Below are 24,512 nucleotides of genomic sequence, written 5' to 3'. Positions count from 1 at the left end.
GCGGATGGGCCCTTTGCCGGGCCCATCCCGCGGATCCGGTCACAATTCAGGGTAAACCCTGATTTTTCCGCCAGGGTTACGGACCATTCCCCTTATGACTAGCGACACCTCCACCCCTTTGGCAACCGTACGGGCCGACCTGCTGGCCCGCCTGGCTCAACCCGTGACCTACGACCTGGCGGTCGTCGGAGGTGGGGCGACGGGCCTGGGGGTGGCGCTCGATGCGGCGGCGCGCGGCTTTTCCGTCGTGCTGCTGGAATCGCACGACTTCGCCAAGGGCACCTCCTCGCGTGCCACCAAGCTGGTACACGGCGGCGTGCGCTACCTCGCGCAGGGCAACATCGCCCTGGTGCGCGAGGCGCTGCACGAGCGCACCACGCTGTTGCGCAACGCCCCCCATCTGGCGCAGCCGTTGGCATTCGTCATGCCTTCTTACAAGGTGTGGGAAACGCCGTTCTACGGTGTGGGACTGAAGATGTACGACGCCCTGGCTGGCAAGGCGGGCCTGGGGCCTACCGAATTCCTTGGGCGCATGGAGACCCTGCGCTGCCTGCCCACGGCCATGGCCGACGGGCTCAAGGGCGGCGTGAAGTATTGGGACGGGCAGTTCGACGACGCCCGACTGGCCCTGGCCCTGGCGCGTACCGCCGCGCAGCGGGGGGCTCTGCTTCTCAACTACTGCCCCGTGGACGACCTGTTGTACGACGGGGGGAAGGTGGCGGGCGTGGTTTGCCAGGATGCCGAAACCGGGCAGCGCTACGAGGTGCGTGCGCGCTGCGTGGTCAACGCCACCGGCGTGTGGGTGGATGCCCTGCGTCAGCGCGACGGTGATGTGAGCGGCCAGCCCGCCAAGCCCATGGTGGCGCCCAGCCAGGGGGTGCACATCGTGGTGGACCGCGAGTTCTTGCCCTCCGACCATGCGCTGATGGTGCCCAAGACGGCCGACGGGCGGGTGCTGTTTGCGGTGCCCTGGCTGGGCAAGGTGATTTTGGGCACGACCGACAGCCCACGCCAGGATCTGGCACGCGAGCCCCAGGCCATGCGGGAGGAAGTGGCCTTCATCCTGGGGGAATCGGCGCGCTACCTGCGGCGCGCCCCCCAGGCGAGCGATGTGCGCAGCATCTGGGTGGGCCTGCGTCCCTTGGTCAAGCCCTCGGACGAAGACGCCGCCGCCACCAAGAGCATCAGCCGGGAACACACCGTGCTGGCCAGCCGCAGCGGGCTGGTCACCGTGACTGGCGGCAAGTGGACCACCTACCGCGCCATGGCCGAGGATGTACTGCTCAAGTGCATGGACGAACACCTGCTGCCGCGCCGCCCGGGCGGGATCACCGTTGCGCTGCCCCTGGTAGGAGCCGGTGCCACCCGGGAGCGACAGGGAATGAACGCGCCCCAGGGTCTGCATTCCTACGGTGACGAGGCCGCACGGGTGCAAGCCCTTCCGGGTTCGCAGGTGCAACTGGCCGAAGGGCTCAGCGAGGCCATGGTGCGCTTTGCCGCGCGCCATGAGTACGCACGCACCGTGGAGGACGTGCTCGCACGGCGCTCGCGCGTGCTGTTTCTCGATGCGCGCCTGGCGGCCGCGCTGGCGCCGCGCGTGGCGGACATCCTGCGCGAGGAAATCCCCGGCAAGGACCCGCAGCTGCCCGCGTTCCTGGAGTTGGCCGCACACTACGCCACGGTGCCGGCATAAAAAGCGCTTGACGCCCGGTTTTAAGTTTGCGATACTACCGGGCTTCGCGTTAAGTGCGCGAGGTTTCTGCCCAGCGGGAAGCGCCGCAAATGGTTTGCGGCGTGGACGACGGGCCCAAGACTGACTGGCAGGTCGGCCGCCTTGAAAGGCTTCGGGGCATTCGACCGCTGGTGCAAGTTGGGAATATTGAAATGATCCAAACAGAATCTCGGTTAGACGTTGCCGACAATACCGGCGCGAAGTCCGTCCTGTGCATCAAGGTGCTGGGCGGTTCCAAGCGTCGCTATGCCAGCGTTGGCGACATCATCAAGGTGAGCGTGAAGGAAGCTGCTCCGCGTGGCCGCGTCAAGAAGGGCGAGGTCTACAGCGCAGTGGTTGTGCGTACGGCGAAGGGTATCCGCCGCGGCGACGGTTCGCTCGTGAAGTTCGACGGCAATGCAGCAGTGTTGCTCAATTCCAAGCTGGAGCCCATCGGCACCCGCATCTTCGGCCCCGTGACGCGTGAACTGCGTACCGAGCGCTTCATGAAGATCGTGTCCCTGGCTCCCGAAGTTCTCTAAAGGACGCGCCATGAACAAGATCCGCAAGGGCGACGAAGTCATCGTGCTCACCGGGCGCGACAAGGGTAAGCGCGGCACGGTGTCGCTGCGCAAGGATGACTCTCATCTGGTCATCGAAGGCATTAACCTGGTCAAGAAGCATGTCAAGCCGAACCCCATGAAGGGTACGACTGGCGGCATCGTGGAAAAGGCCATGCCCATCCACCAATCCAACGTGGCCATTTTCAATGCCGCTACCGGCAAGGCTGACCGCGTGGGCATCAAGGTGCAGGCCGACGGCACGCGTGTTCGCGTGTTCAAGTCCAGCGGCGCCGAAATCAAGGCTGCCTAAGGAGTCCACATGGCACGACTGCAAGAAATCTACCGCGACAAGATCGCCCCCGAACTGGTCAAGCAGTTCGGTTACACCTCGCCCATGCAGGTTCCCCGTCTGACCAAGATCACGCTCAACATGGGCGTGAGCGAGGCCGTGGCGGATAAGAAGATCATGGACAACGCCGTGGCGGACCTGACCAAGATCGCTGGTCAGAAGCCCGTGGTGACCAAGGCCAAGAAGGCTATCGCCGGTTTCAAGATCCGCGAAGGCCAGGCCATCGGCTGCATGGTGACGCTGCGCGGTGCGCAGATGTACGAATTCCTGGATCGCTTCGTGACGATCGCGCTGCCCCGCGTGCGCGACTTCCGTGGTATCTCCGGTCGCGCATTCGACGGCCGTGGCAACTACAACATCGGCGTCAAAGAGCAGATCATTTTCCCTGAGATCGAGTACGACAAGGTGGATGCCTTGCGCGGCCTCAACATCAGCATCACCACGACGGCCAAGACCGACGAAGAAGCCAAGGCGCTTCTCACGGCTTTCCGTTTCCCGTTCAAGAACTAAAGGCAGCGTATGGCTAAAGTAGCTTTGATCCAGCGCGAACTGAAGCGCGAAAAACTGGCCGCCAAGTACGCCGCCAAGTACGCGGAACTGAAGGCGATTGCCGGCGATGCCAAGCGCAGCGACGAAGAGCGCGAAGCGGCCCGTCTGGGCCTGCAGAAACTGCCTCGCAACGCCAACCCCACGCGCCAGCGTAACCGCTGCGAAATCACCGGTCGTCCCCGCGGCACTTTCCGTCAATTCGGTCTGGGTCGCGCAAAGATCCGTGAACTGGCATTTGCCGGTGACATCCCCGGTGTCACCAAGGCCAGCTGGTAAGCAGGCAGGAGAGATACAACATGAGCATGAGTGATCCCATCGCTGACTTGCTGACCCGCATCCGCAACGCACAAATGGTGTCCAAGGCCACCGTGTCGGTGCCTTCTTCCAAAGTGAAGGTTGCCATCGCCCAGGTGCTGAAGGACGAGGGTTATATCGACGGCTTCGAAGTGAAGTCCGAGAGCGGCAAGACTGAACTCGAAATCACCCTGAAGTACTACGCCGGTCGCCCGGTGATCGAGCGCATCGAGCGCGTGAGCCGTCCCGGCCTGCGCGTGTACAAGGGCTGTGGTTCCATTCCGCAAGTCATGAATGGCCTGGGTGTGGCAATTGTCACGACGCCCAAGGGTGTGATGACCGACCGCAAGGCGCGCGCTACCGGTGTCGGTGGCGAGGTGCTTTGCTACGTCGCTTAACGTGGCATTGAGGAGAAGACTGAAATGTCCCGTGTAGGTAAATCCCCGGTAAGCATCCCCGCAGGCGTGGATGTGTCCATCAAGGACGACCAGATCAGTGTCAAGGGTGCTGGTGGCGTGCTGTCGCTGGCGCAGAACGCGCTGGTGAAGGTGTCTAACAACGAAGGCAAGCTGAGCTTTGAGCCGGTCAACGACTCGCGTGAAGCCAATGCCATGAGCGGCACCGTGCGCCAGTTGGTGAACAACATGGTGGTCGGTGTGAGCAAGGGCTTTGAGAAGAAGTTGACGCTGATTGGCGTGGGCTTCAAGGCAGCAGCCTCCGGCAACAAGCTGAACCTGGCCATCGGTTTTTCGCATCCCGTGAACTTCGAGATGCCCACCGGCATCACCGTTGCCACGCCGACGCCCACCGAAATCGTGATCAAGGGTGCTGACCGCCAAGTGGTGGGCCAGCTGGCCGCCGAGATCCGTGCCGTTCGTCCGCCCGAGCCCTATAAGGGCAAGGGTATCCGCTACGCGGACGAAAAAGTCACGATCAAAGAGACCAAGAAGAAGTAAGGAGCTGCAGCATGTTGACCAAAAAAGAGCAGCGTCTTCGTCGTGCCCGCCAGACCCGCATCCGCATTGCCCAGCAAGGTGTCGCGCGTCTGACGGTCAATCGTACGAATCTCCATATCTACGCCAGTGTGATCTCCGGCGATGGCAGCAAGGTGCTGGCCAGCGCATCCACGGCCGAAGCCGATGTGCGCAAGTCGCTCGGTGGCTCGGGCAAGGGTGGCAACGCCGCTGCAGCCCAGATCATCGGCAAGCGCATCGCCGAGAAGGCGAAGGCGGCCGGTGTCGAGAAGGTTGCATTTGATCGTGCAGGTTTTGCATACCACGGCCGCGTGAAGGCCCTGGCCGATGCAGCCCGTGAAGCCGGCCTGCAGTTCTAAGCGGAGCGGAATACAAAATGGCTAAATTTCAACCCAAGGTACAGAGCGAAGGTCAGGACGACGGTCTGCGCGAAAAAATGATCGCGGTCAACCGCGTGACCAAAGTCGTGAAGGGTGGCCGCATTCTGGGCTTCGCTGCGCTGACGGTGGTTGGCGATGGTGACGGCCGCGTGGGCATGGGCAAGGGTAAGTCCAAGGAAGTGCCCGCCGCCGTGCAAAAGGCCATGGAAGAGGCACGTCGCAACATGGTGAAGGTGTCGCTGAAGAACGGCACCATTCACCACAACGTGACGGGCCACCACGGCGCAGCCGTGGTGATGATGGCCCCGGCCCCCAAGGGTACCGGCATCATCGCTGGCGGCCCGATGCGCGCCGTGTTCGAGGTGATGGGCATTACCGATATCGTGGCCAAGAGCCACGGTTCGTCCAACCCTTACAACATGGTTCGCGCCACGTTTGACGCCCTGACCAATTCCACTACGCCGGCCGAAGTGGCCGCTAAGCGCGGTAAGACGGTCGAAGACCTCTTCGCTGCCTGATAGGGAGGCGTGCAATGACAACGCAACAAACCATCAAGATTCAACTGGTGCGCAGCCCGATTGGCACCAAAGAATCGCACCGCGCTACCGTTCGTGGCCTGGGTCTTCGCAAGCTCAACAGCATCAGCGAACTCAAGGACACGCCTGAAGTGCGCGGCATGATTAACAAGATCAGCTATCTGGTCAAAGTCCTCTGAGAGGTTGATGATGGAACTCAATAGCATCAAGCCCGCAGATGGTGCCAAGCACGCCGCGCGCCGCGTTGGTCGCGGCATTGGTTCCGGCCTGGGCAAGACCGCTGGCCGTGGCCACAAGGGACAAAAGTCCCGCTCCGGGGGGTACCACAAGGTGGGCTTCGAAGGCGGTCAAATGCCTTTGCAGCGCCGTCTGCCCAAGCGCGGCTTCAAATCGCACCTGCTGAAGTTCAATGCGGAAATCTCCTTGACCGCCCTGGAAAACCTGGGGTTGGCTGAGGTGGATGTGCTGGCGTTGAAAAACGCAGGACTGGTGGGCGAGCTGGCCAAAGTGGTCAAGGTGATCAAGAGTGGCGAGATTTCCAAGGCTGTGAAGCTGTCGGGAATCACCGCAACTGCTGGCGCCAAGGCTGCCATCGAAGCGGCCGGCGGTAGCCTGGCCTGATCTGGTTCTGACGAAAGGCATCTGTGGCTACTAACGCAGCTCAACTGGCAAAAACCGGTAAGTTTGGCGATCTACGCCGGCGTCTGGTCTTTCTGCTGCTCGCGTTGGTTGTGTACCGCATAGGCGCGCACATTCCCGTTCCTGGGATTGACCCGGCGCAGCTGCAGCAGTTGTTCAGTGGCCAGCAGGGCGGCATTCTCAACCTTTTCAATATGTTTTCGGGTGGAGCGCTCTCGCGCTTCACGGTCTTCGCGCTGGGGATCATGCCGTACATCTCGGCATCGATCATCATGCAGCTGATGACCTATGTGGTGCCCACATTCGAGCAGTTGAAGAAGGAAGGGGAGGCCGGGCGCCGCAAGATCACGCAGTACACTCGTTATGGAACGTTGGGCTTGGCGATTTTCCAATCGCTGGGTATCGCGGTGGCTCTGGAGAGCTCCGCAGGTCTCGTGTTGAGTCCGGGCTTCGGCTTCCGGCTCACGGCAGTGGTCAGTCTGACCGCCGGCACGATGTTCCTGATGTGGCTGGGTGAACAGATCACCGAGCGTGGCCTGGGCAACGGTATTTCGATCCTGATCTTTGCCGGTATCGCCGCGGGTCTGCCCAGTTCTATCGGTGGTCTGTTGGAGCTGGTGCGCACGGGGGCGATGAGCATCCTGGCAGCCATCTTCATCGTGATCGTCGTGGGACTGGTGACGTACTTCGTCGTCTTCGTCGAACGTGGTCAGCGCAAGATACTGGTGAACTATGCGCGGCGCCAGGTGGGCAACAAGGTCTATGGTGGGCAATCCTCCCATCTGCCTTTGAAGCTCAACATGGCAGGTGTGATTCCTCCAATCTTTGCATCGTCCATCATCCTGCTGCCTGCAACCATTGTGAATTGGTTCAGCGCGGGAGAGTCGATGCGGTGGTTGCGTGATATTTCTGCGGCACTGACGCCCGGCCAGCCGGTCTATGTGATGTTCTACGCCGCGGCGATCATCTTCTTCTGTTTCTTCTACACGGCTCTGGTTTTCAACAGCCGCGAAACGGCAGACAACCTGAAGAAGAGCGGAGCATTCATTCCAGGCATCCGCCCGGGTGAACATACCGCGCGCTACATCGACAAGATCCTGGTGCGGCTGACGCTGGCCGGGGCTGTTTACATCACATTCGTGTGTTTGCTGCCCGAGTTCCTGATCCTGAAGTACAACGTGCCGTTCTATTTTGGTGGTACGTCGTTGCTGATCATCGTTGTCGTGACGATGGACTTCATGGCTCAGGTACAGAACTACATGATGTCGCAGCAGTACGAGTCGCTGCTGAAGAAGGCTAACTTCAAGACGACATTAGGTACCTGATGTCCGTGTGCCTTTGGCGAATGCGCTATAGTCGCGGGTTCGCCAAGAAGCAACGGCTTATTGATGCCCTTCGATCCATCGCGGGCACTTATTTTGTGTTCCGCGCACTGGGCCGGAACGATTGGACAAGTTTAGGAGAATGCAATGAGGGTTTCGGCTTCGGTCAAGAAAATTTGCCGTAACTGCAAAATCATCCGCCGCAAGGGCGTTGTGCGCGTGATCTGCACGGATCAGCGCCACAAGCAGCGCCAAGGTTGATTGGGAAGTATTAGAGGACGAACATGGCACGTATTGCTGGTATCAATATCCCGCCCCATCAGCACACCGAGATTGGCCTGACGGCCATCTACGGGATCGGGCGTACCCGTGCTCGCAAGATTTGCGAGGCATGCGGAATTGCTTATTCCAAGAAGGTCAAGGAATTGACCGATGCCGATCTGGAGAAGATTCGCGACCAGATCGCTCAGTTCACCATCGAAGGTGACCTGCGCCGTGAGACCACGATGAACATCAAGCGACTGATGGACATTGGTTGCTATCGCGGTTTCCGTCATCGTCGCGGTCTGCCGATGCGTGGTCAGCGCACGCGCACCAACGCACGCACCCGCAAGGGCCCGCGCAAGGGTGCAGCGGCACTGAAGAAGTAAGATTCTGAAAGATCACTATGGCTAAATCTCCTGCCAATAATGCCGCGCAACGTGTGCGCAAGAAGGTTCGCAAGAACATTTCGGACGGCATCGCCCACGTGCACGCCTCCTTCAACAACACGATCATTACGATCACCGATCGCCAAGGCAATGCTCTGTCCTGGGCGTCTTCTGGTGGCCAGGGTTTCAAGGGTTCGCGCAAGTCGACTCCTTTTGCTGCTCAGGTGGCATCGGAAGTGGCCGGTCGCGCAGCCATTGAACAAGGCATCAAGAACCTCGATGTCGAAATCAAGGGTCCCGGTCCTGGCCGCGAGTCCTCGGTGCGCGCGCTGGGCGCTCTCGGCATCCGCATCACCTCCATCTCGGATGTGACGCCTGTGCCCCACAACGGTTGCCGTCCCCAGAAACGCCGCCGTATTTAATCGGTTTCATAAGCCCACCGCCACCGATCGCCTGGCGCGATGGTGGCTCCCGCAGTCCGCTGCGGCAGTCGATTCAAGGATATAAAAAGTGGCACGTTATCTCGGCCCTAAGGCCAAACTCTCCCGCCGCGAAGGCACCGACCTGTTCCTGAAGAGCGCACGCCGCTCTATCGCGGACAAGGCCAAGTTTGATTCGAAGCCAGGCCAGCATGGCCGTACTTCCGGTGCGCGTACGTCAGACTATGGTCTGCAACTGCGCGAAAAGCAGAAAGTCAAGCGCATGTATGGCGTGCTGGAAAAGCAGTTCCGCCGCTATTTCGAGGCCGCTGAACGCCTCAAGGGCAATACGGGCGCTAATTTGCTCGGCCTGCTCGAGTGCCGCCTGGATAACGTGGTTTACCGCATGGGCTTCGGCTCTACCCGTGCCGAAGCGCGTCAGCTCGTGTCCCACAAGGCCATCACGGTGAATGGTCAAAGCGTCAACATCGCATCCTATCTGGTCAAGGCCGGCGACGTGGTTGCGGTACGCGAAAAATCCAAGAAGCAAGCACGTATTGTTGAAGCCTTGCAACTGGCGCAGCAGGTGGGCATGCCCGTTTGGGTCGAAGTGAATGCCGACAAGGTAGAAGGTACCTTCAAGAAGGTCCCGGATCGCGATGAGTTCGGTGCAGACATCAACGAATCCCTGATCGTTGAGTTGTACTCGCGTTAAACCATAGCTTTAAGTTAGCCGAAATCGTCCCTGAACCGCGAGGCATCGCGGTTTAGGCGCTTCACCAGCCTTACCGGTGTAACGAGCTGGGGGTATTGAGAGGAAGTCTGCATGCAAACCAATTTGCTGAAACCCAAGGCAATCAATGTCGAGCAACTTGGCCCCAACCGTGCCAAGGTGGCGTTGGAGCCTTTTGAGCGCGGTTACGGGCACACGCTGGGCAATGCCATTCGCCGTGTACTGCTCTCTTCCATGGTGGGTTACGCAGCAACGGAGGTGACGATTGCCGGTGTCTTGCACGAATACTCGTCCATTGACGGCGTTCAGGAGGATGTGGTCAACATCCTGCTGAACCTCAAGGGGGTGGTGTTCAAGCTGCACAACCGTGACGAAGTCACGCTGAGCCTGCGCAAGGATGGCGAAGGCGTCGTCACGGCGCGCGACATCCAGACGCCGCACGACGTTGAAATCGTGAACCCCGAGCACGTCATTGCCACGCTGTCTGCGGGCGGCAAGCTGGACATGCAGATCAAGGTGGAGAAGGGCCGCGGTTACGTGCCCGGCAATCTGCGCCGCTACGCGGACGAGGCGACGAAGTCCATTGGCCGTATCGTGCTGGATGCTTCCTTCTCGCCGGTGAAACGCGTGAGCTATACCGTCGAGAGCGCGCGTGTGGAACAGCGCACGGACCTGGATAAGCTCGTCGTCGAGATCGAAACCAACGGCGCTATTACTGCCGAGGACGCGGTCCGCGCTTCCGCCAAGATTCTGGTGGAACAACTGGCAGTGTTCGCGCAGTTGGAAGGCGGTGAGTTGGCAGCTTTCGATGCGCCGGCAAGCTCTCGCGGCGCTGCGACCTTCGATCCGATCCTGCTGCGTCCTGTGGACGAACTGGAACTCACCGTTCGCTCCGCCAACTGCCTCAAGGCGGAGAACATCTATTACATCGGTGATCTGATTCAGCGAACCGAGAATGAACTGCTGAAGACGCCGAACCTGGGTCGCAAGTCGCTCAACGAGATCAAGGAAGTGCTCGCTTCGCGCGGCCTGACCCTGGGTATGAAGCTCGAGAACTGGCCTCCGGCAGGGCTCGACAAGCGTTAAGTTATAATTTTGGGCTCTTTGAAAAGAGCCAGTGCCTCGGGCAGTACCTGATACGGCTGCCCGATTTAATTACATCAAAGGAAAGCACCATGCGCCACGGACACGGTCTCCGTAAACTCAATCGCACCAGCTCGCACCGCCTCGCGATGCTGCAGAACATGATGAACTCGCTCATCGAGCATGAGGCCATCAAGACCACCTTGCCCAAGGCCAAGGAACTGCGCCGCGTGATCGAGCCCATGATCACCCTGGCCAAGGAAGATTCCGTTGCGAATCGCCGCCTGGCTTTCAATCGCCTGCGTGATCGTGACAGCGTGACGAAGCTGTTCAACGACCTGGGTCCGCGTTTCAAGACGCGCCCCGGCGGCTACACCCGTATTTTGAAGATGGGTTTCCGGGTGGGCGACAACGCGCCTATGGCGTATGTCGAACTGGTGGATCGTGCTGAGACGCCTGAAGTTTCCTCCACGGAAGCTTAAATATAGGTTATAATTTCTGTCTACCGCGCGATGGAGCAGTCTGGTAGCTCGTTGGGCTCATAACCCAAAGGTCGGAGGTTCAAATCCTTCTCGCGCAACCAAGTTCTGACAGTCAGAAAAAAAGGCCCACTTCGGTGGGTCTTTTTGTTTTTGTTCAGGCTGCTCCGCTTCTTGAATCTGCGGCGCGCGGGACCCGAGGGCGGACGGAAACGGCCCTCTGTTGTCTTAGGTCCCCCCACGTGGTTGTGTTTCAGGACATGCCGACGACTGGCGCGCGTCCTATTGATACGTACCCCAGGCCGAAGCGCGAAATTGTCTCGGGGTCATAGAGGTTGCGTCCGTCAAAGACCATACGGTCGTGGAGCGCATGGGCCATCTGCGCAAAGTCGGGCACGCGGAAGATTTTCCATTCCGTCACGATGGCCAACGCGTCCGCTCCTTCCAATGCCTCGGTGGGACTGCCGCACAGCACCAGGTCGTCACGCTCTCCGAAAATGCGCCGGGCCTCGTCCATGGCGGCCGGGTCGTGGGCGCGCACCTGGGCGCCTGCCGCCCACAGGCTCTGCAGGAGGTAACGGCTGGGCGCTTCGCGCATGTCATCGGTTTCTGGCTTGAAGGCCAGCCCCCAGACCGCGATGGTCTTGCCGCGCAGGTTGCCGCCGTAGTGCGCAATGATGCGCCGCGCCAGCAACTGCCGCTGCGCGTCATTGCGGCTTTCGACCGCCAGCAGCAGATCGGGGGTGAAGCCAATGGACTGGGCCGTGTGGATGAGGGCCTTGACGTCCTTGGGAAAGCAGCTCCCGCCGTAACCCACGCCGGGATAGATGAAGTGGTAGCCAATGCGCGGGTCACTTCCGAGCCCGCGGCGCACGTCTTCGATGTCCGCACCCAGTTGCTCGGCCAGGTTGGCCATTTCATTGATGAAGCTGATCTTGGTGGCCAGCATGGCGTTGGCGGCGTACTTCGTCAGTTCGGCGCTGCGTACATCCATTATCACGATGCGGTCGTGGTTCCGATTGAAAGGCGCATACAGCTCCCGCAATTGGCGCTCGGCCTGGGGTGCGCGTGTACCGATGACGATACGGTCGGGCCGCTTGCAATCGGCGACGGCAGCGCCTTCCTTGAGGAATTCGGGGTTGGACACCACCTCGAATGCCAAGGCCACGCCCCGCGTCTCCAGCACCTTGCGTACGGTATCGGCGACCTTGTCGGCCGTGCCTACGGGGACGGTGGATTTATTGACGATGGTCTTCGGCTCGGTCATGTGGGTCGCGATGGTGCGCGCGACGGCCAACACATGCTGCAGATCAGCGCTGCCGTCCTCATCGGGCGGGGTGCCGACGGCGAGAAAGATCAGCTCCCCATGGGCCACGCCCTGAGCGGCGTCAGTAGTGAAGCGCAGGCGGCCTGCCGCCTGGTTGGCCTGCACCAGGGGCTCCAGCCCCGGCTCGTGGATGGGGATATGGCCTGCCTGCAGCGCGGCCACCTTGGCGGCATCGACGTCCACGCAGATCACATCGTGGCCGACGTCGGCCAGCACTGCACCCTGCACCAGGCCGACATAGCCGGTGCCAAAAACCGTAACTTTCATGATGAGTAGAAGTCCTTGTACCAGTGGACGAAGCGCGCCACGCCGTCCCGCACGGGCGTATGGGGGGCAAAGCCGACCCAGGAAGCCAGTGCCGACATGTCGGCCGCCGTGCTGTGCATGTCGCCGGGCTGTAGTGGAAGCATGCGCTTGAGGGCGACCATCCCCAACGCCTCCTCCAGTGCATGGATGTAGTCCATGAGCAGCGTAGGAGCGCTGTTGCCGATATTGAAGATACGGTAGGGCGCGAGGCCCGTGCCGGGCGACGGCGACAGTGGATCGAAAGCGGCGTCGGGTGTGGCGGGCTTGTCGAGTACGCGCAATACGCCCTCGACGATGTCGTCGATGTAGGTGAAGTCACGCACCAACTGACCTTCGCCGTAGACGTCGATCGTCTCGCCCGCAAGCATGGCGCGGGTGAACTTGAAGAGCGCCATGTCGGGCCGCCCCCATGGCCCATACACCGTGAAAAACCGCAGGCCCGTGGTCGGAATGCCGTACAGGTGTGCGTAGGCATGCGCCATGACCTCATTGGCCTTCTTGGTCGCCGCGTAGTAGCTGACGGGATGGTCCACCGCGTCGCGCTCGGAGAACGGCAACTTCGCGTTGCCTCCGTACACGCTGGAGCTGCTGGCAAACACCAGGTGCTCCACCTGCTGTGCGCGGCAGCCCTGCAGGATGTTGCCGAAGCCCAGGAGATTGGAGTCGGTGTAATCGTCGGGTTGGTCGATGGAGTAGCGCACGCCGGCCTGTGCCGCCAGATGCAACACCCGATGGGGACGCACCCGCGCAAACAGCGCATGCATGGCTTCGCGGTCGGCGACATCGATTTGCTCGAAAGTGAATTCGCCCTGACCGTGCAAGCGGCCCAGGCGCGCGTGCTTCAGGCCGACGTCATAGTAGGCATTGAGGTTATCGATGCCCACCACGCGTTCGCCGCGCTCCAGCAGCCGCTGCGCGCAATGCATGCCGATGAAGCCGGCGCAGCCGGTGACCAGGGTGACGCTCATGGTTGTGTGCCGCGTGGGCTCCAGATGTATTCGTAATGGGCCTGGGGTGTGCCCGCGCGCACCATGTGGAAGGGCAGGTGGATGGACTGCAGCGCACGCGGCGCGATGCGGGCCTGGGCCTGATCCCACCAGCTCGACGGAACGTAGTCGGTGCGTGAAATCAAGAGCAGGCCTTGCCCCCGCTGCACGCTGCGGCGCAAGTGGTCGGCGACACAGGTCGGGATCTCGTCTTCGCCCGGCGCACAGGCGTCCACCAACGCGTCGGGAAAGCGCACCCGCAGCATGCCGGCCAGCATATGGTCGGACGCGACGATGGGGCTGGTGCCGTCATAGCCCGCGGCGCGCAGGGCGTCCGCCAGTTCGATGGACGGGTGGTTCAGTTCATCCACCTCGCCGCGCAGTCCGCTGAACCAGGGGCGTATGCCGGCAGCGACCAGCAGGATGACGGCCATCGTGACCACAGCGATCGTGTAGCGCCGTGCACGCGGGTGGTGTTGCAATTCGGGCCGCGCAGAGAAGGCGGCCAGGGGTGCCATACACAGCAGTGGAAGTATCCAGCGGCCCTTGAAGTTGCTCACGCCTGCAAACACCACCATGCCGGCCAGCGCCAGCAACACCAGGCCCAGGTAGCGCACGAACACGCGGTGCATCGGCGGCGACACCGGCGCCAGCGGCCGCTGCCACCAAGCCGAACGGAAAGCCCACAACGCGAACAGCGCCCACAGCAGCAGCGTGCTGGGGACCACACCCTCCAGCAGCCTCAGCAGGCCCTTGACCAGCCCGTTTTCAGGCTGGATGTTCATCTTGCTGATGGTGCCGGACGTCGCCTCGGTGAGGTGTGACAGCAGCCATGCCACATGCGGCAGCACGACCAGCAGGCCCACCAGGGGCGCCCACCACCAGCCGCGCGACAGCAGCGCGCGGCGCGCCTCGGGTACCGACAGTGCCGCCAGCAGCATGGCGCCCGCCACCAGCGCGAAGCTGTACTTGCCCAGCATGCCGAAGCCGCACACCAGCCCCAGCAAGGCAAAGTCCAGCGGCCGGGGGCGCCGCACGATGCGCAGCAGCAGCCACCACGCGCCACAGGCCATCGCCGTGACGAGGATGGTATGGGTCTGGTCGCGGACCGAATACCAGCCCAGCGCGGGCATCAGCACCATGCTCGCCGACGCCCAGAAGGCCCCCCGCTCGTCCAGCAGTTCCCGCCCGGCCAGGTACATGAGCGAATACGTCAGTGCCAGCAGCCCATGCTTGAGCAGCGACAGCGCCAGCACGCTGGGGCCGAACACCTGGTTCATCGCCCACTGCAGCCAGGTGTACAGCGGCGGCTGCGGGCCGTAGCCCAGTGCCAGCTCCTGGGTCCACAGAATCTGCTCGGCCTCATCCCACTTCAGCGCGGGCGACGCAAGCAGGCGCATGGCCACGTGCGCCAGCGAGATGGCCGCGAACCAGAACAGCGGGTGGGCCCAGGGAAGGCGGGACGAAAGCGCGCGGGGCGCGGTGGAGGCGGTCATGGGGCAAGGGGAAAGTAGCGCACCGTGTGCGTCCGGCGGGCGCGAACGCGCGGGGCGCGCGAGGCACAATCGCAGCCATTATCCCGCTACAACTGTTTCCTTGATGAACACCGCCCCTACTCCAGCACCCGACGTCTCCATCGTGGTGCCGATCTACAACGAGGTCGAGAACCTGCCCGACCTCGTGGAGCGCATCGCGCAGGCGATGTCCGCGCAGCCGCTCAGCTTCGAACTGCTGGCGGTGGACGACGGCTCGCGCGACGGCAGCGCCGACACGCTGCGTGAACTGGCGGCCACGCGCCCCTGGTTGCGCCCGGTGTTCCTGGCACGCAACTACGGCCAGTCGAGCGCCCTGCAGGCGGGTTTCGATCGCGTGCGCGGCCGCTATGTGGTGACGCTGGATGCCGACCTGCAGAACGAACCCGGCGACATTCCGCTGCTGCTGGAGCGCCTGGAGACAGACTCCAGCGTAGACATGGTCAGCGGCTGGCGCAAGGACCGGCAGGACGCGGAGCTGTCGCGCAAGCTGCCCTCGCGCATCGCCAACCGGCTGATCTCCAGCGCCACGGGCGTGCACCTGCACGACTACGGCTGCGCGCTCAAGGCCTACCGCCGGCCCATCATCGACCGCATCCGCCTCTACGGCGAGCTGCACCGCTTCATCCCGTCGCTGGCCAAGGAGGCGGGCGCGCGCATCACGGAAGTGCCGGTGCGCCACCATGCGCGCACGCGCGGCGTGTCCAAGTACGGCATCGACCGCACCTTCCGCGTCATCCTGGACCTGATCCTCATCGTCTTCTTCATGCGCTACCGCCAGCGCCCGCTGCATGCCTTCGGCGGGCTGGGGCTGTGGCTGGCTGCGCCGGGCGTGCTGATCCTGGCCTGGCTGCTGCTGCAAAAAGTGCTGGGCGAGGACATCGGCGGCCGGCCACTGCTGCTTGCCGGCGTCATGCTGGTGCTGATGGGCGTGCAGATGGTAGTGGCGGGCCTGATCGGCGAGCTGCTGATGCGCATCTACCACGAGGCCGGCGGGGCACCGCAGTTCCATGCGCAGGAATATGTGCCGGATTCAAGAGTAAATATGCCTGCAGCGCCCGACCAGCAAGCGCAAGCAGCTACCAATAACATAGCGTGAAACGTCCGTTCAAGGCCCTGCTGCGCGGCCTGGTGGGCCTGGCCCTGCTGGGTGCAGTGGTGGCGCTGGCCGATCCGGCCCGCGTGTGGAGCCAACTGCGCCAGGCCCAGCCAGTGTGGCTGCTGGCGGGGCTGCTGGCGGGCATCGCTTCCAACCTCGTCTCGGCGCTGCGCTGGCGGGCATTGGCGCGGTGGCTGGGCGCCAACGCGAGCGCGCGCGATGCCTGCCGCTGGTACTTCCAGGCCATCGGCCTGAATGCGTTGCTGCCGGGGGCCGTGGTGGGGGGCGACGTGTACCGCGCCGTGGTACTGCGTGGTAGCGGTCAGGACACGGCGGCCTCCAGTTGGTCGGTGGTGCTGGACCGGCTGAGCGGCCTGTGGATGCTGTGCGCCATCGGCGGCCTGGGCGCTGCCGCCTGTGCCGACGTGCTGGCGCCCTGGCTGCGGTTGCCGCCGGGGCTTTTCATCGCGCTGATGCTCGCAGGCACGCTGCTGTGGCTGGCGCTGCCCTGGTGCCTGCCTGCGCTGCTGCGCAGCCGCCGGTTTGCGGGCGGCTGGCTCGCACCGCTGCGTGAAGCCGCAACGCGCCCCGACTTCCCGCGTCAACTGGTCTGGCAGGCCGGGGCATCGGCGGCGGTGCAGCTGCTGTCGGCCGCGGCGCTGGCGGGGGGCGGGCTGGCACTGGGTGTGGCGCTGCCGGCCAGCGTGTGGGCCTGGGCGATCGCGCCCGTGTTCCTGATGGCGGCGCTGCCGGTGAGCGTGGGCGGCTGGGGCACGCGCGAGGCGGCCGCCGTGGCCGCGCTGGCCCCCTTCGGCGTGGCCGCGTCCGCCGCCGTGGGCGTGGGCGTGGTCTATGGCGTCTACGGCCTGGCGCAGGGCGCGCTGGGGGCGCTGGCGTTCGGCCTGCCGCGCAGCGCGGGGCGGTAGGCCCGGGCGCTGGCCCGCGATGGCCTGGCCATCATTGGTGTACTTTTATCAAATTGATAGCACCTTGCGCTTGATGGATAAGCGCTGGAGGTCAATTGGGCTTGAAATGAAGGGCGTGCCCGCGCCGACCATGCAGCGGCGCCGTGCCCGTGCATGCCGGTCGGATGGGGCGCTGGCGCTGCCGGCACCGGGGCGCCGGCGCGATTCAGCCGTGTTCGCCCGCAGTCTCTGCGTCCCGCTTGATCTGCAGCGCGCGCTCGTACAGCGTGTTGCGCGAGGCGTGCGCGATGTCGGCCGCCAGTTTCACCGCGGTCTTGGTCGGCAGCTCGTCCAGCAGCAGGCGCAGCACGCGCTCGGCCTCCGCGCCGTCGCCCTGCGTGGCCGCCAACGGGTGCAGCAGCACCACGAACTCGCCCTTGACCCGCTGGGGAGCGCCGGCCAGCCACGCGGCCAGCTCCCGCGCGGGATGCGTGGAGACTTCCTCGAACTGCTTGGTGAGTTCGCGTGCGAGCGTCACCGGCCGCTCGCCCAGGTCCGCCAGTGTGTCGGCCAGCGCAGCGATGCGGTGCGGCGCCTCCAGCAGTACCACGCAGCGCGGCTCGGCTGCCAGGCGCTGCACCGCGGCCGCGCGTTCGGCGCCCTTGGGCGGCAGAAAGCCCGCGAACAGGAAGCCGCCGCTGTCGGCGGTGGGGGCCACCGCGCCCGCGACGCTCAGCGCGCTCGTCACGCTGCTGGCCCCTGGCAAGGGAATGCAGCGCAGCCCCGCGGCCTGCACGGCCGCCACCAGGCGCGCGCCGGGATCACTCACCCCGGGCGTGCCGGCGTCGCTCACGTATGCCACGCGCTGGCCGGCCTGCAGTTGCTGCACCACCATCTGCGCGGCCTGCGCCTCGTTGTGCTGGTGCAGCGCCAGCAGGCGGTCGGAGGGCTTGTCGATGCCGTAGGCGCGCAGCAGCGACTGGGTGTGGCGCGTGTCCTCGCACGCCAGCGTGTCGGCCAGTTGCAGCACGTGCAGCGCACGCAGTGTGATGTCGGCCAGGTTGCCGATGGGCGTGGCGACCACGTACAGGGCGCCCTGCGGATAATGCTGCGCGGCCGCCGCATCGCGCGCGGCGCTCAAGGCAGAGGCAAAAGAGGCGCTCAATGGGATTCCTCGGCAAGAAGGTGAATGGCAGTGCGCCCGCGCGCACCACGCGCGCCGCGGGGCAGGCGGGGGAAGACCGCGCGCTGGCCCATCTCACGGCGGCGGGCCTGGCGCTGGTGGAGCGCAATTATCGGACGCCGGGGCGCGGCGGCGGAGAGATCGACCTGATCCTGCGCGAGCGTGACGGCACGCTGGTGTTCGTGGAGGTGCGCAGCCGCGGCGCCAGCGGCTACGGCGGCGCGGGCGGCAGCATCGGCGTGGCCAAGCAGCGGCGCATCGTCTTTGCTGCGCAGCACTACCTGCTGCGCTGGCCCGCACCGCCGCCGTGCCGCTTCGATGCGGTGCTCATCGAGGGCGACCGGCTGCAGTGGCTGCGCGGCGCATTCGACGCCGCGTAGCGCGCGGCCTACCGTTTGCTACAGGCGCCGCGATACCCGCAGGTATCATTCACGGCCCATGCTTGAGCAACGCATCCAACAGCATTTCATCGACAGCGCCGACCTGAAATACCAGTCGGCCCAGGCGCTCAGCCATCCCATCAGCGCAGCCGTGCAGGCCATTTGGGCCTGTGTGACCAACGGCGCCAAGGTGCTGGCCTGCGGTAGCGGCCCTTCGTCCGCGCAGGCCCTGCAGTTCGCGGCCTTTTGCGTGGCCGGTTTCGAGCGCGACCGGCCCGAACTGGCGGCGCTGGCCCTGCTGCCCGATACCCTGGCCACCGGCACCAGCACCGTAGCGGACAGCGCCGTGCTGGCGCGCCAGGTGCGCGCCCTGGGGCAGGCAGGAGATCTGCTGCTGGTCATCACCATCGGCGGCAACGAGCCAGCCCTGCTGCAGGCCGTGCAGGCCGCCCATGAGCGGGACATGACCGTGGTCGCCCTGTGTGGCCGCGACGGCGGGGCGTTGGGCGCGTTGCTGCACGAGACCGATGTCCAGATCTGCGTGCCGCACGACCGAGCCGCCCGTGTGCGCGAGGTGCATGCGCTGGTGCTGCACTGCCTGTGCGACGGCGTGGACGCCCAGTTACTTGGAGAACAGGAGATTCCTCTATGACATTTCCCCTGCTGCGAATTTCTAGCGCGGCGCTCGCGGCCGCGGCCCTGGCCGGCAGCCTCGCCGGCTGCGCGCCGCTGGTCATCGGCGGCGGTGCCGTGGTCGGCACCCTGATGGCGACCGACCGGCGCACCACCGGCACCCAGGTGGAGGACGAAGGCATCGAGATGCGCACCGCCAGCCGCATCCGTGAGACCCTGGGCGACCGCGTGCACGTGAACGTGACCAGCTACAACCGCCAGGTGCTGCTGACGGGCGAAGTGCCCACGGCCGCCGACGGCCAGAAGGTGGAGCAGATCGCGCAAGGCGTGGACAACGTGCGCTCGGTGGTCAACGACCTGGGCGTGATGCCCGCGTCCTCGCTGACGCAGCGCTCGCGCGACGCCTTCATCTCGACCAAGGTGCGCGCGAGCCTCGTGGACGCCAAGGACCTGTCTGCCAATGCGTTCAAGGTCGTCACCGAGCGCGACGTGGTGTACCTGATGGGCCGTGTCACGCAGCGCGAAGCCAAGCGCTCCGCGGAGATCGCGCGCGGCGTGGATGGCGTACGCAAGGTCGTGCGCGTGTTCGAGGTGATCTCCGAAGAGGAGCTGATCCGCGGTGGCGCGGCGCAGCAGCCCGCGCCCGTCTCGCAGGACCCCGCCGCGGCGGCGCAGCCAGTCAAGCCCTGAGCACGGGCTGCTCGCGCCGAACAAGTCGGCACCATCCGCGCCTTGTGACAGGTGATTGAACCACTGCCCGCCCTGCGCGGGCAGTGCGCCTGGGGCCTCAGTCTTTTTTGGGCGCCAGGCGGGTGATCAGGCTGGACGTGTCCCAGCGGTTGCCGCCGGCGCGCTGCACGTCGGCATAGAACTGGTCCACCAGCGCCGTGACCGGCAGGCGCGCACCGTTGCGCTTGGCTTCGTCGAGCACCAGGCCCAGGTCCTTGCGCATCCAGTCCACGGCAAAGCCGAAGTCAAAACGGCCCTCCACCATGGTCTTGCCGCGGTTGTCCATCTGCCAGCTCTGGGCAGCGCCCTTGCCGATCACGTCGAGCACCAGCGGCATGTCCAGGCCCGCGTGCTGGCCGAAGGCAATCGCCTCGGACAGACCTTGCACCAGGCCGGCAATGCAGATCTGGTTGACCATCTTGGCCAGTTGGCCGGCGCCGCTGTCGCCAATGCGGGTGAACGCGCGCGAGAAGGCCATCGCCGTGGGGCGTACGGCATCGAAGGCCGCAGCGTCGCCGCCGCACATCACGGTCAGTTGCCCGTTTTGCGCGCCGGCCTGCCCGCCGGAGACCGGCGCGTCGATGAACTGCAGGCCCAGCGTGCGGGCGGCGCCATAGAGTTCGCGCGCCACCGCCGCGGATGCCGTGGTGTGGTCCACGAAGACCGCACCCTGCTGCATGCCGGCGAACGCGCCGTCGGCCCCGAGCACCACGGAGCGCAGGTCGTCGTCATTGCCCACGCAGCAAAACACGATGTCCGCGCCTTGTGCGGCCTCGCGCGGCGTCTTGGCATGTTTTACGGTTGCAACGCCCTTGAATTCAGCGCACCATGCTTCTGATTTCGTAGCGGTACGGTTGTACACCGTCACGGTATGGCCCGCCGATGCCAAGTGCCCCGCCATCGGGTAGCCCATGACGCCCAAGCCCAGGAAGGCCACGCGGCGTGCGGGGACCGGATCGTAGGTGCGGGGATTGATGCTGCTGCTCATGGGTTGGGCTCCGTCAAAAAGAGAGGCCCGCAGGGGCGGGCCGGGTGGGGCGAGTGTGTGGGTATCAGACGATGGCAAAATGCTCTGTGCCCGAGGCTAGGTCCGTCGTCTTGGCACGCTGGCTGCTGAGCTTGATCTGCAGGCGCAGATCGTTCACCGAGTCGGCGTTGCGCAGGGCATCCTCATAGCTGATCACGTTGGCCTCGAACAGGTCGAACAGTGCCTGGTCGAAGGTCTGCATGCCCAGGTTGCGGCTCTTCTTCATGATTTCCTTGATCTCGGCCACCTCGCCCTTGAAGATGAGGTCGGCGATCAGCGGCGTGTTCAGCATCACCTCGACGGCGGCCGCGCGCCCCTTGCCGTCCTGTTTGGGAATCAGGCGCTGCGAGATCAGTGCCTTGAGGTTCAGCGACAGGTCCATCAGCAACTGGGCGCGCCGCTCCTCGGGGAAGAAGTTGATGATCCGGTCCAGTGCCTGGTTGGCGCTGTTGGCGTGCAGCGTGGCCAGGCACAGGTGGCCGGTTTCGGCAAACGCCACGGCGTGCTCCATGGTCTCGCGGTCGCGGATTTCGCCCATCAGGATCACGTCCGGCGCCTGGCGCAGGGTGTTCTTGAGGGCTGCCTCCCAACTGTCGGTGTCCAGGCCCACCTCGCGCTGCGTGATCACGCAGTTCTTGTGCGGATGCACGAATTCCACTGGGTCTTCCACCGTGATGATGTGGCCGAAGGAGTTCTCGTTGCGCCAGTCCAGCATGGCGGCCAGCGTGGTGGACTTGCCCGAGCCCGTCGCGCCGACCAGGATGCACAGTCCGCGCTTGGTCATGGTGACTTCCTTGAGCACCTGCGGAACGCCCAGGCCGTCGATGGTGGGCAGCGTGAGCGGAATCGTCCGCAGCACCATGCCCACGCGGCCCTGCTGTACGAAGGCGTTCACGCGGAACCGGCCCACGCCCGCAGGCGAGATGGCAAAGTTGCACTCCTTGGTGCGCTCGAAGTCGGCCACCTGCTTGTCGCTCATGATGGCGCGCGCCAGCGTGAGCGTGTGGTTGGGCGTCAGAGGCTGGGGAGAGACCTTGGTGACCTTGCCGTCGACCTTGATCGCCGGCGGAAACTCCGCCGTGATGAAAAGGTCGCTCCCCCCGCGGCTGACCATCAGCTTGAGCAGATCGTTGATGAATTTACTCGCCTGATCCCGTTCCATCCCATACCCCCTTGGTCGTCAGCCTTGTGTTGTTGTGCCGGGCTGTTCAGCGTTGATTTTCACTCAGACGCGCGCTCACCACGCGCAGGCGCTGCGACAGCTTGCGCGCCAGCAGGGCCACCAGGCTGGCGGCCAGTTGCGGGTCGTGGGCCATCATCTCATCCAGCGCCTCGGCGCTGAGCACCGCGATCTCGCATTCCGTGAGCGTGGTGCACGCCGAAAAACGGATGCCGCTGTCCAGCAGCGACATCTCGCCCAGGATATCGCCGGGCCGCGTCTCGGCCAGGCGCAGTTGCTCTCCCCAGGGCTGGACACGGTCCACGGCGATGGTGCCCGTGAGCAGCACGACCATGAAGTTGCCGTATTCGTCCTGGCGGATCAGGTCGCGGTTGGGCGCAACGGAGGCGAACTCGAAGAAGCGCTCCATGCGTTCCACGGCGTCGTGGTCCAGGTGCGCCATGTACTTGTCCTTGCTCCACAGCGATTGCAGCAGCCTGCCACCACGGCTTTGGGGCAGGCGCTTGGCATCGACTTCGATGGCGCGCGCCTCCCAGGGGACCAGTTGTGATTGCTCCACGCCCTGGCCGGCAAATGCGGTGGTGAAGAACACAGAGTCGGTGCTCTCCTCGCCGGACTTGCGGTTTTTGGACTTGAGCAGGCCGAGAATGCCTTTCATGATGGGGCTCCGATGCGGGCTCGTGTACCAACGAGCCTGGTAGTGAAAAAGTATGCGGGCCCGCCTTGGAGGGGGGTCAGCCGGGGAAGTTCTCGGGAATCTTGGCCTTGCTGCGCGCCTCGGCCGGGCTGATGATGTTGCGGCGCACCAGGTCAGAGAGGTTCTGGTCCAGCGTCTGCATGCCCACGCTGTTGCTGGTCTGGATGGTGGAGTACATCTGCGCCACCTTGGCCTCGCGGATCAGGTTGCGGATGGCGCTGGTGCCCAGCATGATCTCGTGCGCCGCCACGCGGCCAGAACCGTCCTTGGTCTTGCACAGCGTCTGCGAGATCACGGCCTGCAGCGACTCCGACAACATCGCGCGCACCATTTCCTTTTCCTCGGCGGGGAAGACGTCGATGATCCGGTCGATGGTCTTGGCGGCGCTGGACGTGTGCAGCGTGCCGAACACCAGGTGGCCCGTTTCCGCGGCGGTCATGGCCAGGCGGATGGTTTCCAGGTCGCGCATTTCGCCCACCAGGATGGCGTCCGGGTCTTCGCGCAGGGCGGACTTCAGCGCGGCCGCGAACGACAGCGTCATCGGGCCGACTTCACGCTGGTTGATCAGGCACTTCTTGGACTCGTGCACGAACTCGATCGGGTCTTCCACCGTGAGGATGTGGCCGTACTCGCTTTCGTTGAGGTAGTTGACCATGGCCGCCAGGGTGGTGGACTTGCCCGAACCTGTGGGGCCCGTCACCAGCACCAGGCCGCGCGGCTTGAGCGCCAGGTCGGCAAAGATCTTGGGCGCGTTGAGCTGCTCCAGCGTCAGGATCTTGCTCGGAATGGTACGGAACACCGCAGCCGCGCCGCGGTTCTGGTTGAACGCGTTGACGCGAAAGCGCGCCAGGCCGTCGATCTCGAAGGAAAAGTCCACTTCCAGGAACTCTTCGTAGGTCTTGCGCTGGGCGTCGCTCATGATGTCGTACACCATGGCGTGGACGGTCTTGTGGTCCAGTGCATCGACGTTGATGCGGCGTACGTCCCCGTGGACCCGGATCATGGGCGGCAGGCCGGCGGAAAGGTGCAGGTCGGACGCCTTGTTCTTCACGCTGAAGGCGAGCAATTGGGTGATGTCCACGGATTCCCTCTTATCGTTTGATACGCTTGGGCGAACATTATGACGACGATTGCCAGCAACCTCCAGAATGTGCGGGAGCGCATCGCGTGCGCCTGCGCGGCTGCCGGCAGGCCACCCGATGCCGTGGCGCTGCTGGCGGTTTCCAAGACCTTCGGCCCCGAGGCCGTGCGTGACGCGGCATTGGCGGGCCAGCGGCGGTTTGGCGAAAACTACATTCAGGAAGCCGTGGAAAAGATGGCTCTGGTGGCGGCGCTCGGGCTGCCGCAGCCGCTGGAGTGGCACTGCATCGGCCCGGTGCAGAGCAACAAGACCCGCCTGGTGGCCCAGCACTTCGACTGGGTGCACACGGTGGACCGCCCCAAGACGGCGCAGCGTCTGTCCGACCAACGTCCCGACAACCTGCCCGCGCTGCAGGTCTGTATCCAGGTGAACGTGGATGGTGGCGCCACCAAGGCCGGTGTGCCGGCCGAGGAGGCATTGGCGCTGGCCCAGGCGGTGGCAGCGCTGCCGCGGCTCACGCTGCGCGGCGTCATGAGCATCCCCGACCCGGCGCCCGACGAGGCCGCGCAACTGGCCGTGCTGCTGCGCGTGCGCCAGGTGTTCGACACCCTGCGCGCGCAGGGCGGCCCGGGGTTCGAGGCGGTCGATACCCTGTCGCTGGGCATGACCGGCGACCTGGAGGCCGCGGTGCGCGCCGGCAGCACCATGGTGCGCGTGGGCAGCGGCATCTTCGGTGCGCGCCACTACCCGGCCTGATAAGCTGGCC

The 24,512-nt window shown here is 64.3% G+C and carries 32 protein-coding genes and 1 tRNA gene; 25 read left to right on the top strand and 8 right to left on the bottom strand.

The features are described from left to right. Positions 1-94 precede the first annotated feature (94 nt). From BA022_RS13330 to BA022_RS13240, 19 genes are all read left to right on the top strand, one after another. The gene (locus tag BA022_RS13330) at positions 95-1,693 is read left to right on the top strand and encodes a glycerol-3-phosphate dehydrogenase/oxidase (protein WP_088887781.1); all 1,599 of its coding nucleotides are present in this window, start codon (positions 95-97) and stop codon (positions 1,691-1,693) included. A gap of 191 nt (positions 1,694-1,884) precedes the next feature. After that, a complete protein-coding gene (gene rplN, locus BA022_RS13325) occupies positions 1,885-2,253 on the top strand; it encodes a 50S ribosomal protein L14 (RefSeq protein WP_011803853.1) in 369 nt (122 codons plus the stop codon). Positions 2,254-2,263: 10 nt separating this feature from the next. Beyond that, complete coding sequence (gene rplX / locus BA022_RS13320) at positions 2,264-2,584, top strand: 50S ribosomal protein L24 (RefSeq protein WP_011803854.1); 321 nt, start codon at positions 2,264-2,266, stop codon at positions 2,582-2,584. A gap of 9 nt (positions 2,585-2,593) precedes the next feature. Next, positions 2,594-3,133, top strand: coding sequence for a 50S ribosomal protein L5 (gene rplE / locus BA022_RS13315; RefSeq protein ID WP_011803855.1), 540 nt, complete (start codon positions 2,594-2,596; stop codon positions 3,131-3,133). Between the two features lie 9 nt (positions 3,134-3,142). Continuing rightward, positions 3,143-3,448 carry a 30S ribosomal protein S14 gene (gene rpsN, locus BA022_RS13310; protein WP_011803856.1) on the top strand — a complete coding sequence of 102 codons (306 nt, stop codon included), beginning with the start codon at positions 3,143-3,145 and terminating at the stop codon, positions 3,446-3,448. A 20-nt stretch (positions 3,449-3,468) separates the two neighbouring features. Beyond that, complete coding sequence (gene rpsH, locus BA022_RS13305; protein ID WP_011803857.1) at positions 3,469-3,864, top strand: 30S ribosomal protein S8; 396 nt, start codon at positions 3,469-3,471, stop codon at positions 3,862-3,864. Between the two features lie 24 nt (positions 3,865-3,888). Then, positions 3,889-4,422: a 50S ribosomal protein L6 gene (gene rplF, locus BA022_RS13300; RefSeq protein ID WP_011803858.1), complete on the top strand. Its 534-nt coding sequence runs from the start codon at positions 3,889-3,891 to the stop codon at positions 4,420-4,422. Between the two features lie 11 nt (positions 4,423-4,433). Beyond that, on the top strand, positions 4,434-4,799 hold the full coding sequence (rplR, locus tag BA022_RS13295; protein ID WP_011803859.1) for a 50S ribosomal protein L18: 366 nt from the start codon (positions 4,434-4,436) through the stop codon (positions 4,797-4,799). 17 nt (positions 4,800-4,816) lie between these two features. Then, the gene (gene rpsE / locus BA022_RS13290; protein ID WP_011803860.1) at positions 4,817-5,338 is read left to right on the top strand and encodes a 30S ribosomal protein S5; all 522 of its coding nucleotides are present in this window, start codon (positions 4,817-4,819) and stop codon (positions 5,336-5,338) included. A gap of 14 nt (positions 5,339-5,352) precedes the next feature. Next, positions 5,353-5,535 carry a 50S ribosomal protein L30 gene (gene rpmD, locus BA022_RS13285; protein ID WP_012655443.1) on the top strand — a complete coding sequence of 61 codons (183 nt, stop codon included), beginning with the start codon at positions 5,353-5,355 and terminating at the stop codon, positions 5,533-5,535. A 10-nt stretch (positions 5,536-5,545) separates the two neighbouring features. Next, the gene (rplO, locus tag BA022_RS13280) at positions 5,546-5,977 is read left to right on the top strand and encodes a 50S ribosomal protein L15 (protein WP_011803862.1); all 432 of its coding nucleotides are present in this window, start codon (positions 5,546-5,548) and stop codon (positions 5,975-5,977) included. 23 nt (positions 5,978-6,000) lie between these two features. Further along, a complete protein-coding gene (gene secY, locus BA022_RS13275; RefSeq protein WP_011803863.1) occupies positions 6,001-7,320 on the top strand; it encodes a preprotein translocase subunit SecY in 1,320 nt (439 codons plus the stop codon). Between the two features lie 144 nt (positions 7,321-7,464). Beyond that, positions 7,465-7,578, top strand: a complete 114-nt coding sequence (gene rpmJ / locus BA022_RS13270; RefSeq protein ID WP_003050535.1) for a 50S ribosomal protein L36 — start codon at positions 7,465-7,467, stop codon at positions 7,576-7,578. Between the two features lie 23 nt (positions 7,579-7,601). Beyond that, on the top strand, positions 7,602-7,967 hold the full coding sequence (gene rpsM / locus BA022_RS13265; protein ID WP_011803864.1) for a 30S ribosomal protein S13: 366 nt from the start codon (positions 7,602-7,604) through the stop codon (positions 7,965-7,967). Between the two features lie 17 nt (positions 7,968-7,984). Next, the gene (rpsK, locus tag BA022_RS13260) at positions 7,985-8,389 is read left to right on the top strand and encodes a 30S ribosomal protein S11 (protein ID WP_011803865.1); all 405 of its coding nucleotides are present in this window, start codon (positions 7,985-7,987) and stop codon (positions 8,387-8,389) included. An 88-nt stretch (positions 8,390-8,477) separates the two neighbouring features. Further along, on the top strand, positions 8,478-9,101 hold the full coding sequence (gene rpsD, locus BA022_RS13255) for a 30S ribosomal protein S4 (protein WP_012655444.1): 624 nt from the start codon (positions 8,478-8,480) through the stop codon (positions 9,099-9,101). A 111-nt stretch (positions 9,102-9,212) separates the two neighbouring features. After that, positions 9,213-10,205, top strand: a complete 993-nt coding sequence (locus BA022_RS13250; protein ID WP_011803867.1) for a DNA-directed RNA polymerase subunit alpha — start codon at positions 9,213-9,215, stop codon at positions 10,203-10,205. An 89-nt stretch (positions 10,206-10,294) separates the two neighbouring features. After that, positions 10,295-10,684, top strand: coding sequence for a 50S ribosomal protein L17 (gene rplQ, locus BA022_RS13245; protein ID WP_011803868.1), 390 nt, complete (start codon positions 10,295-10,297; stop codon positions 10,682-10,684). A 24-nt stretch (positions 10,685-10,708) separates the two neighbouring features. Then, positions 10,709-10,785, top strand: a tRNA-Met gene (locus BA022_RS13240). 149 nt (positions 10,786-10,934) lie between these two features. On the opposite strand, the gene BA022_RS13235 is transcribed toward BA022_RS13240, so the two are convergent. The 3 genes from BA022_RS13235 to BA022_RS13225 are packed head-to-tail and all read right to left on the bottom strand — an operon-like array spanning position 10,935 to position 14,796. Then, a complete protein-coding gene (locus BA022_RS13235) occupies positions 10,935-12,275 on the bottom strand; it encodes a UDP-glucose dehydrogenase family protein (protein WP_088887780.1) in 1,341 nt (446 codons plus the stop codon). Further along, a complete protein-coding gene (locus BA022_RS13230; protein WP_088887779.1) occupies positions 12,272-13,282 on the bottom strand; it encodes an NAD-dependent epimerase in 1,011 nt (336 codons plus the stop codon). The genes BA022_RS13235 and BA022_RS13230 overlap by 4 nt, the downstream gene beginning before the upstream one ends. Next, positions 13,279-14,796, bottom strand: coding sequence for an ArnT family glycosyltransferase (locus BA022_RS13225; RefSeq protein WP_088887778.1), 1,518 nt, complete (start codon positions 14,794-14,796; stop codon positions 13,279-13,281). The genes BA022_RS13230 and BA022_RS13225 overlap by 4 nt, the downstream gene beginning before the upstream one ends. A gap of 103 nt (positions 14,797-14,899) precedes the next feature. Here BA022_RS13225 and BA022_RS13220 point away from each other — a divergent pair, with 103 nt between their 5' ends. Beyond that, complete coding sequence (locus tag BA022_RS13220) at positions 14,900-15,931, top strand: glycosyltransferase family 2 protein (RefSeq protein WP_088887777.1); 1,032 nt, start codon at positions 14,900-14,902, stop codon at positions 15,929-15,931. Next, positions 15,928-16,857: a lysylphosphatidylglycerol synthase transmembrane domain-containing protein gene (locus BA022_RS13215; protein ID WP_088887776.1), complete on the top strand. Its 930-nt coding sequence runs from the start codon at positions 15,928-15,930 to the stop codon at positions 16,855-16,857. Before BA022_RS13220 ends, BA022_RS13215 begins: the two co-directional genes overlap by 4 nt. Positions 16,858-17,062: 205 nt before the next feature. Here the strand turns inward: BA022_RS13215 and rsmI are convergent, their stop codons facing one another. Continuing rightward, entirely contained in the window at positions 17,063-18,001 is a 939-nt protein-coding gene (gene rsmI, locus BA022_RS13210; RefSeq protein WP_162844514.1) for a 16S rRNA (cytidine(1402)-2'-O)-methyltransferase, read from the bottom strand. Here rsmI and BA022_RS13205 point away from each other — a divergent pair. From BA022_RS13205 to BA022_RS13195, 3 genes are read left to right on the top strand one after another with little or no spacing between them, the layout of a single operon-like run. Continuing rightward, complete coding sequence (locus BA022_RS13205) at positions 18,001-18,399, top strand: YraN family protein (RefSeq protein ID WP_088887774.1); 399 nt, start codon at positions 18,001-18,003, stop codon at positions 18,397-18,399. The two genes, rsmI and BA022_RS13205, sit on opposite strands and share 1 nt — an antisense overlap. Before the next feature lie 58 nt (positions 18,400-18,457). Beyond that, a complete protein-coding gene (locus tag BA022_RS13200; protein ID WP_088887773.1) occupies positions 18,458-19,051 on the top strand; it encodes an SIS domain-containing protein in 594 nt (197 codons plus the stop codon). Then, positions 19,048-19,722, top strand: coding sequence for a BON domain-containing protein (locus BA022_RS13195; RefSeq protein WP_012655453.1), 675 nt, complete (start codon positions 19,048-19,050; stop codon positions 19,720-19,722). Before BA022_RS13200 ends, BA022_RS13195 begins: the two co-directional genes overlap by 4 nt. Positions 19,723-19,819: 97 nt before the next feature. Here BA022_RS13195 and BA022_RS13190 read toward each other — a convergent pair whose 3' ends face one another. From BA022_RS13190 to BA022_RS13175, 4 genes are all read right to left on the bottom strand, one after another. Continuing rightward, positions 19,820-20,749, bottom strand: coding sequence for an NAD(P)-dependent oxidoreductase (locus tag BA022_RS13190; RefSeq protein ID WP_012655454.1), 930 nt, complete (start codon positions 20,747-20,749; stop codon positions 19,820-19,822). A gap of 64 nt (positions 20,750-20,813) precedes the next feature. Continuing rightward, complete coding sequence (locus tag BA022_RS13185) at positions 20,814-21,950, bottom strand: PilT/PilU family type 4a pilus ATPase (protein ID WP_012655455.1); 1,137 nt, start codon at positions 21,948-21,950, stop codon at positions 20,814-20,816. A gap of 46 nt (positions 21,951-21,996) precedes the next feature. Continuing rightward, on the bottom strand, positions 21,997-22,626 hold the full coding sequence (locus BA022_RS13180; RefSeq protein WP_088887772.1) for a Crp/Fnr family transcriptional regulator: 630 nt from the start codon (positions 22,624-22,626) through the stop codon (positions 21,997-21,999). Between the two features lie 76 nt (positions 22,627-22,702). Next, a complete protein-coding gene (locus BA022_RS13175; RefSeq protein WP_011803881.1) occupies positions 22,703-23,746 on the bottom strand; it encodes a type IV pilus twitching motility protein PilT in 1,044 nt (347 codons plus the stop codon). A 39-nt stretch (positions 23,747-23,785) separates the two neighbouring features. On the opposite strand from BA022_RS13175, the gene BA022_RS13170 reads away from it, so the two are divergent. After that, positions 23,786-24,502, top strand: a complete 717-nt coding sequence (locus tag BA022_RS13170) for a YggS family pyridoxal phosphate-dependent enzyme (RefSeq protein ID WP_088887771.1) — start codon at positions 23,786-23,788, stop codon at positions 24,500-24,502. Positions 24,503-24,512 lie beyond the last annotated feature (10 nt).

The sequence above is a fragment of the Diaphorobacter nitroreducens genome (assembly GCF_002214645.1).
Lineage (GTDB): Bacteria > Pseudomonadota > Gammaproteobacteria > Burkholderiales > Burkholderiaceae_C > Diaphorobacter > Diaphorobacter nitroreducens.
Note: the sequence above shows the minus strand (reverse complement) of the source record. Positions and strands in the feature narration are given on the sequence as shown.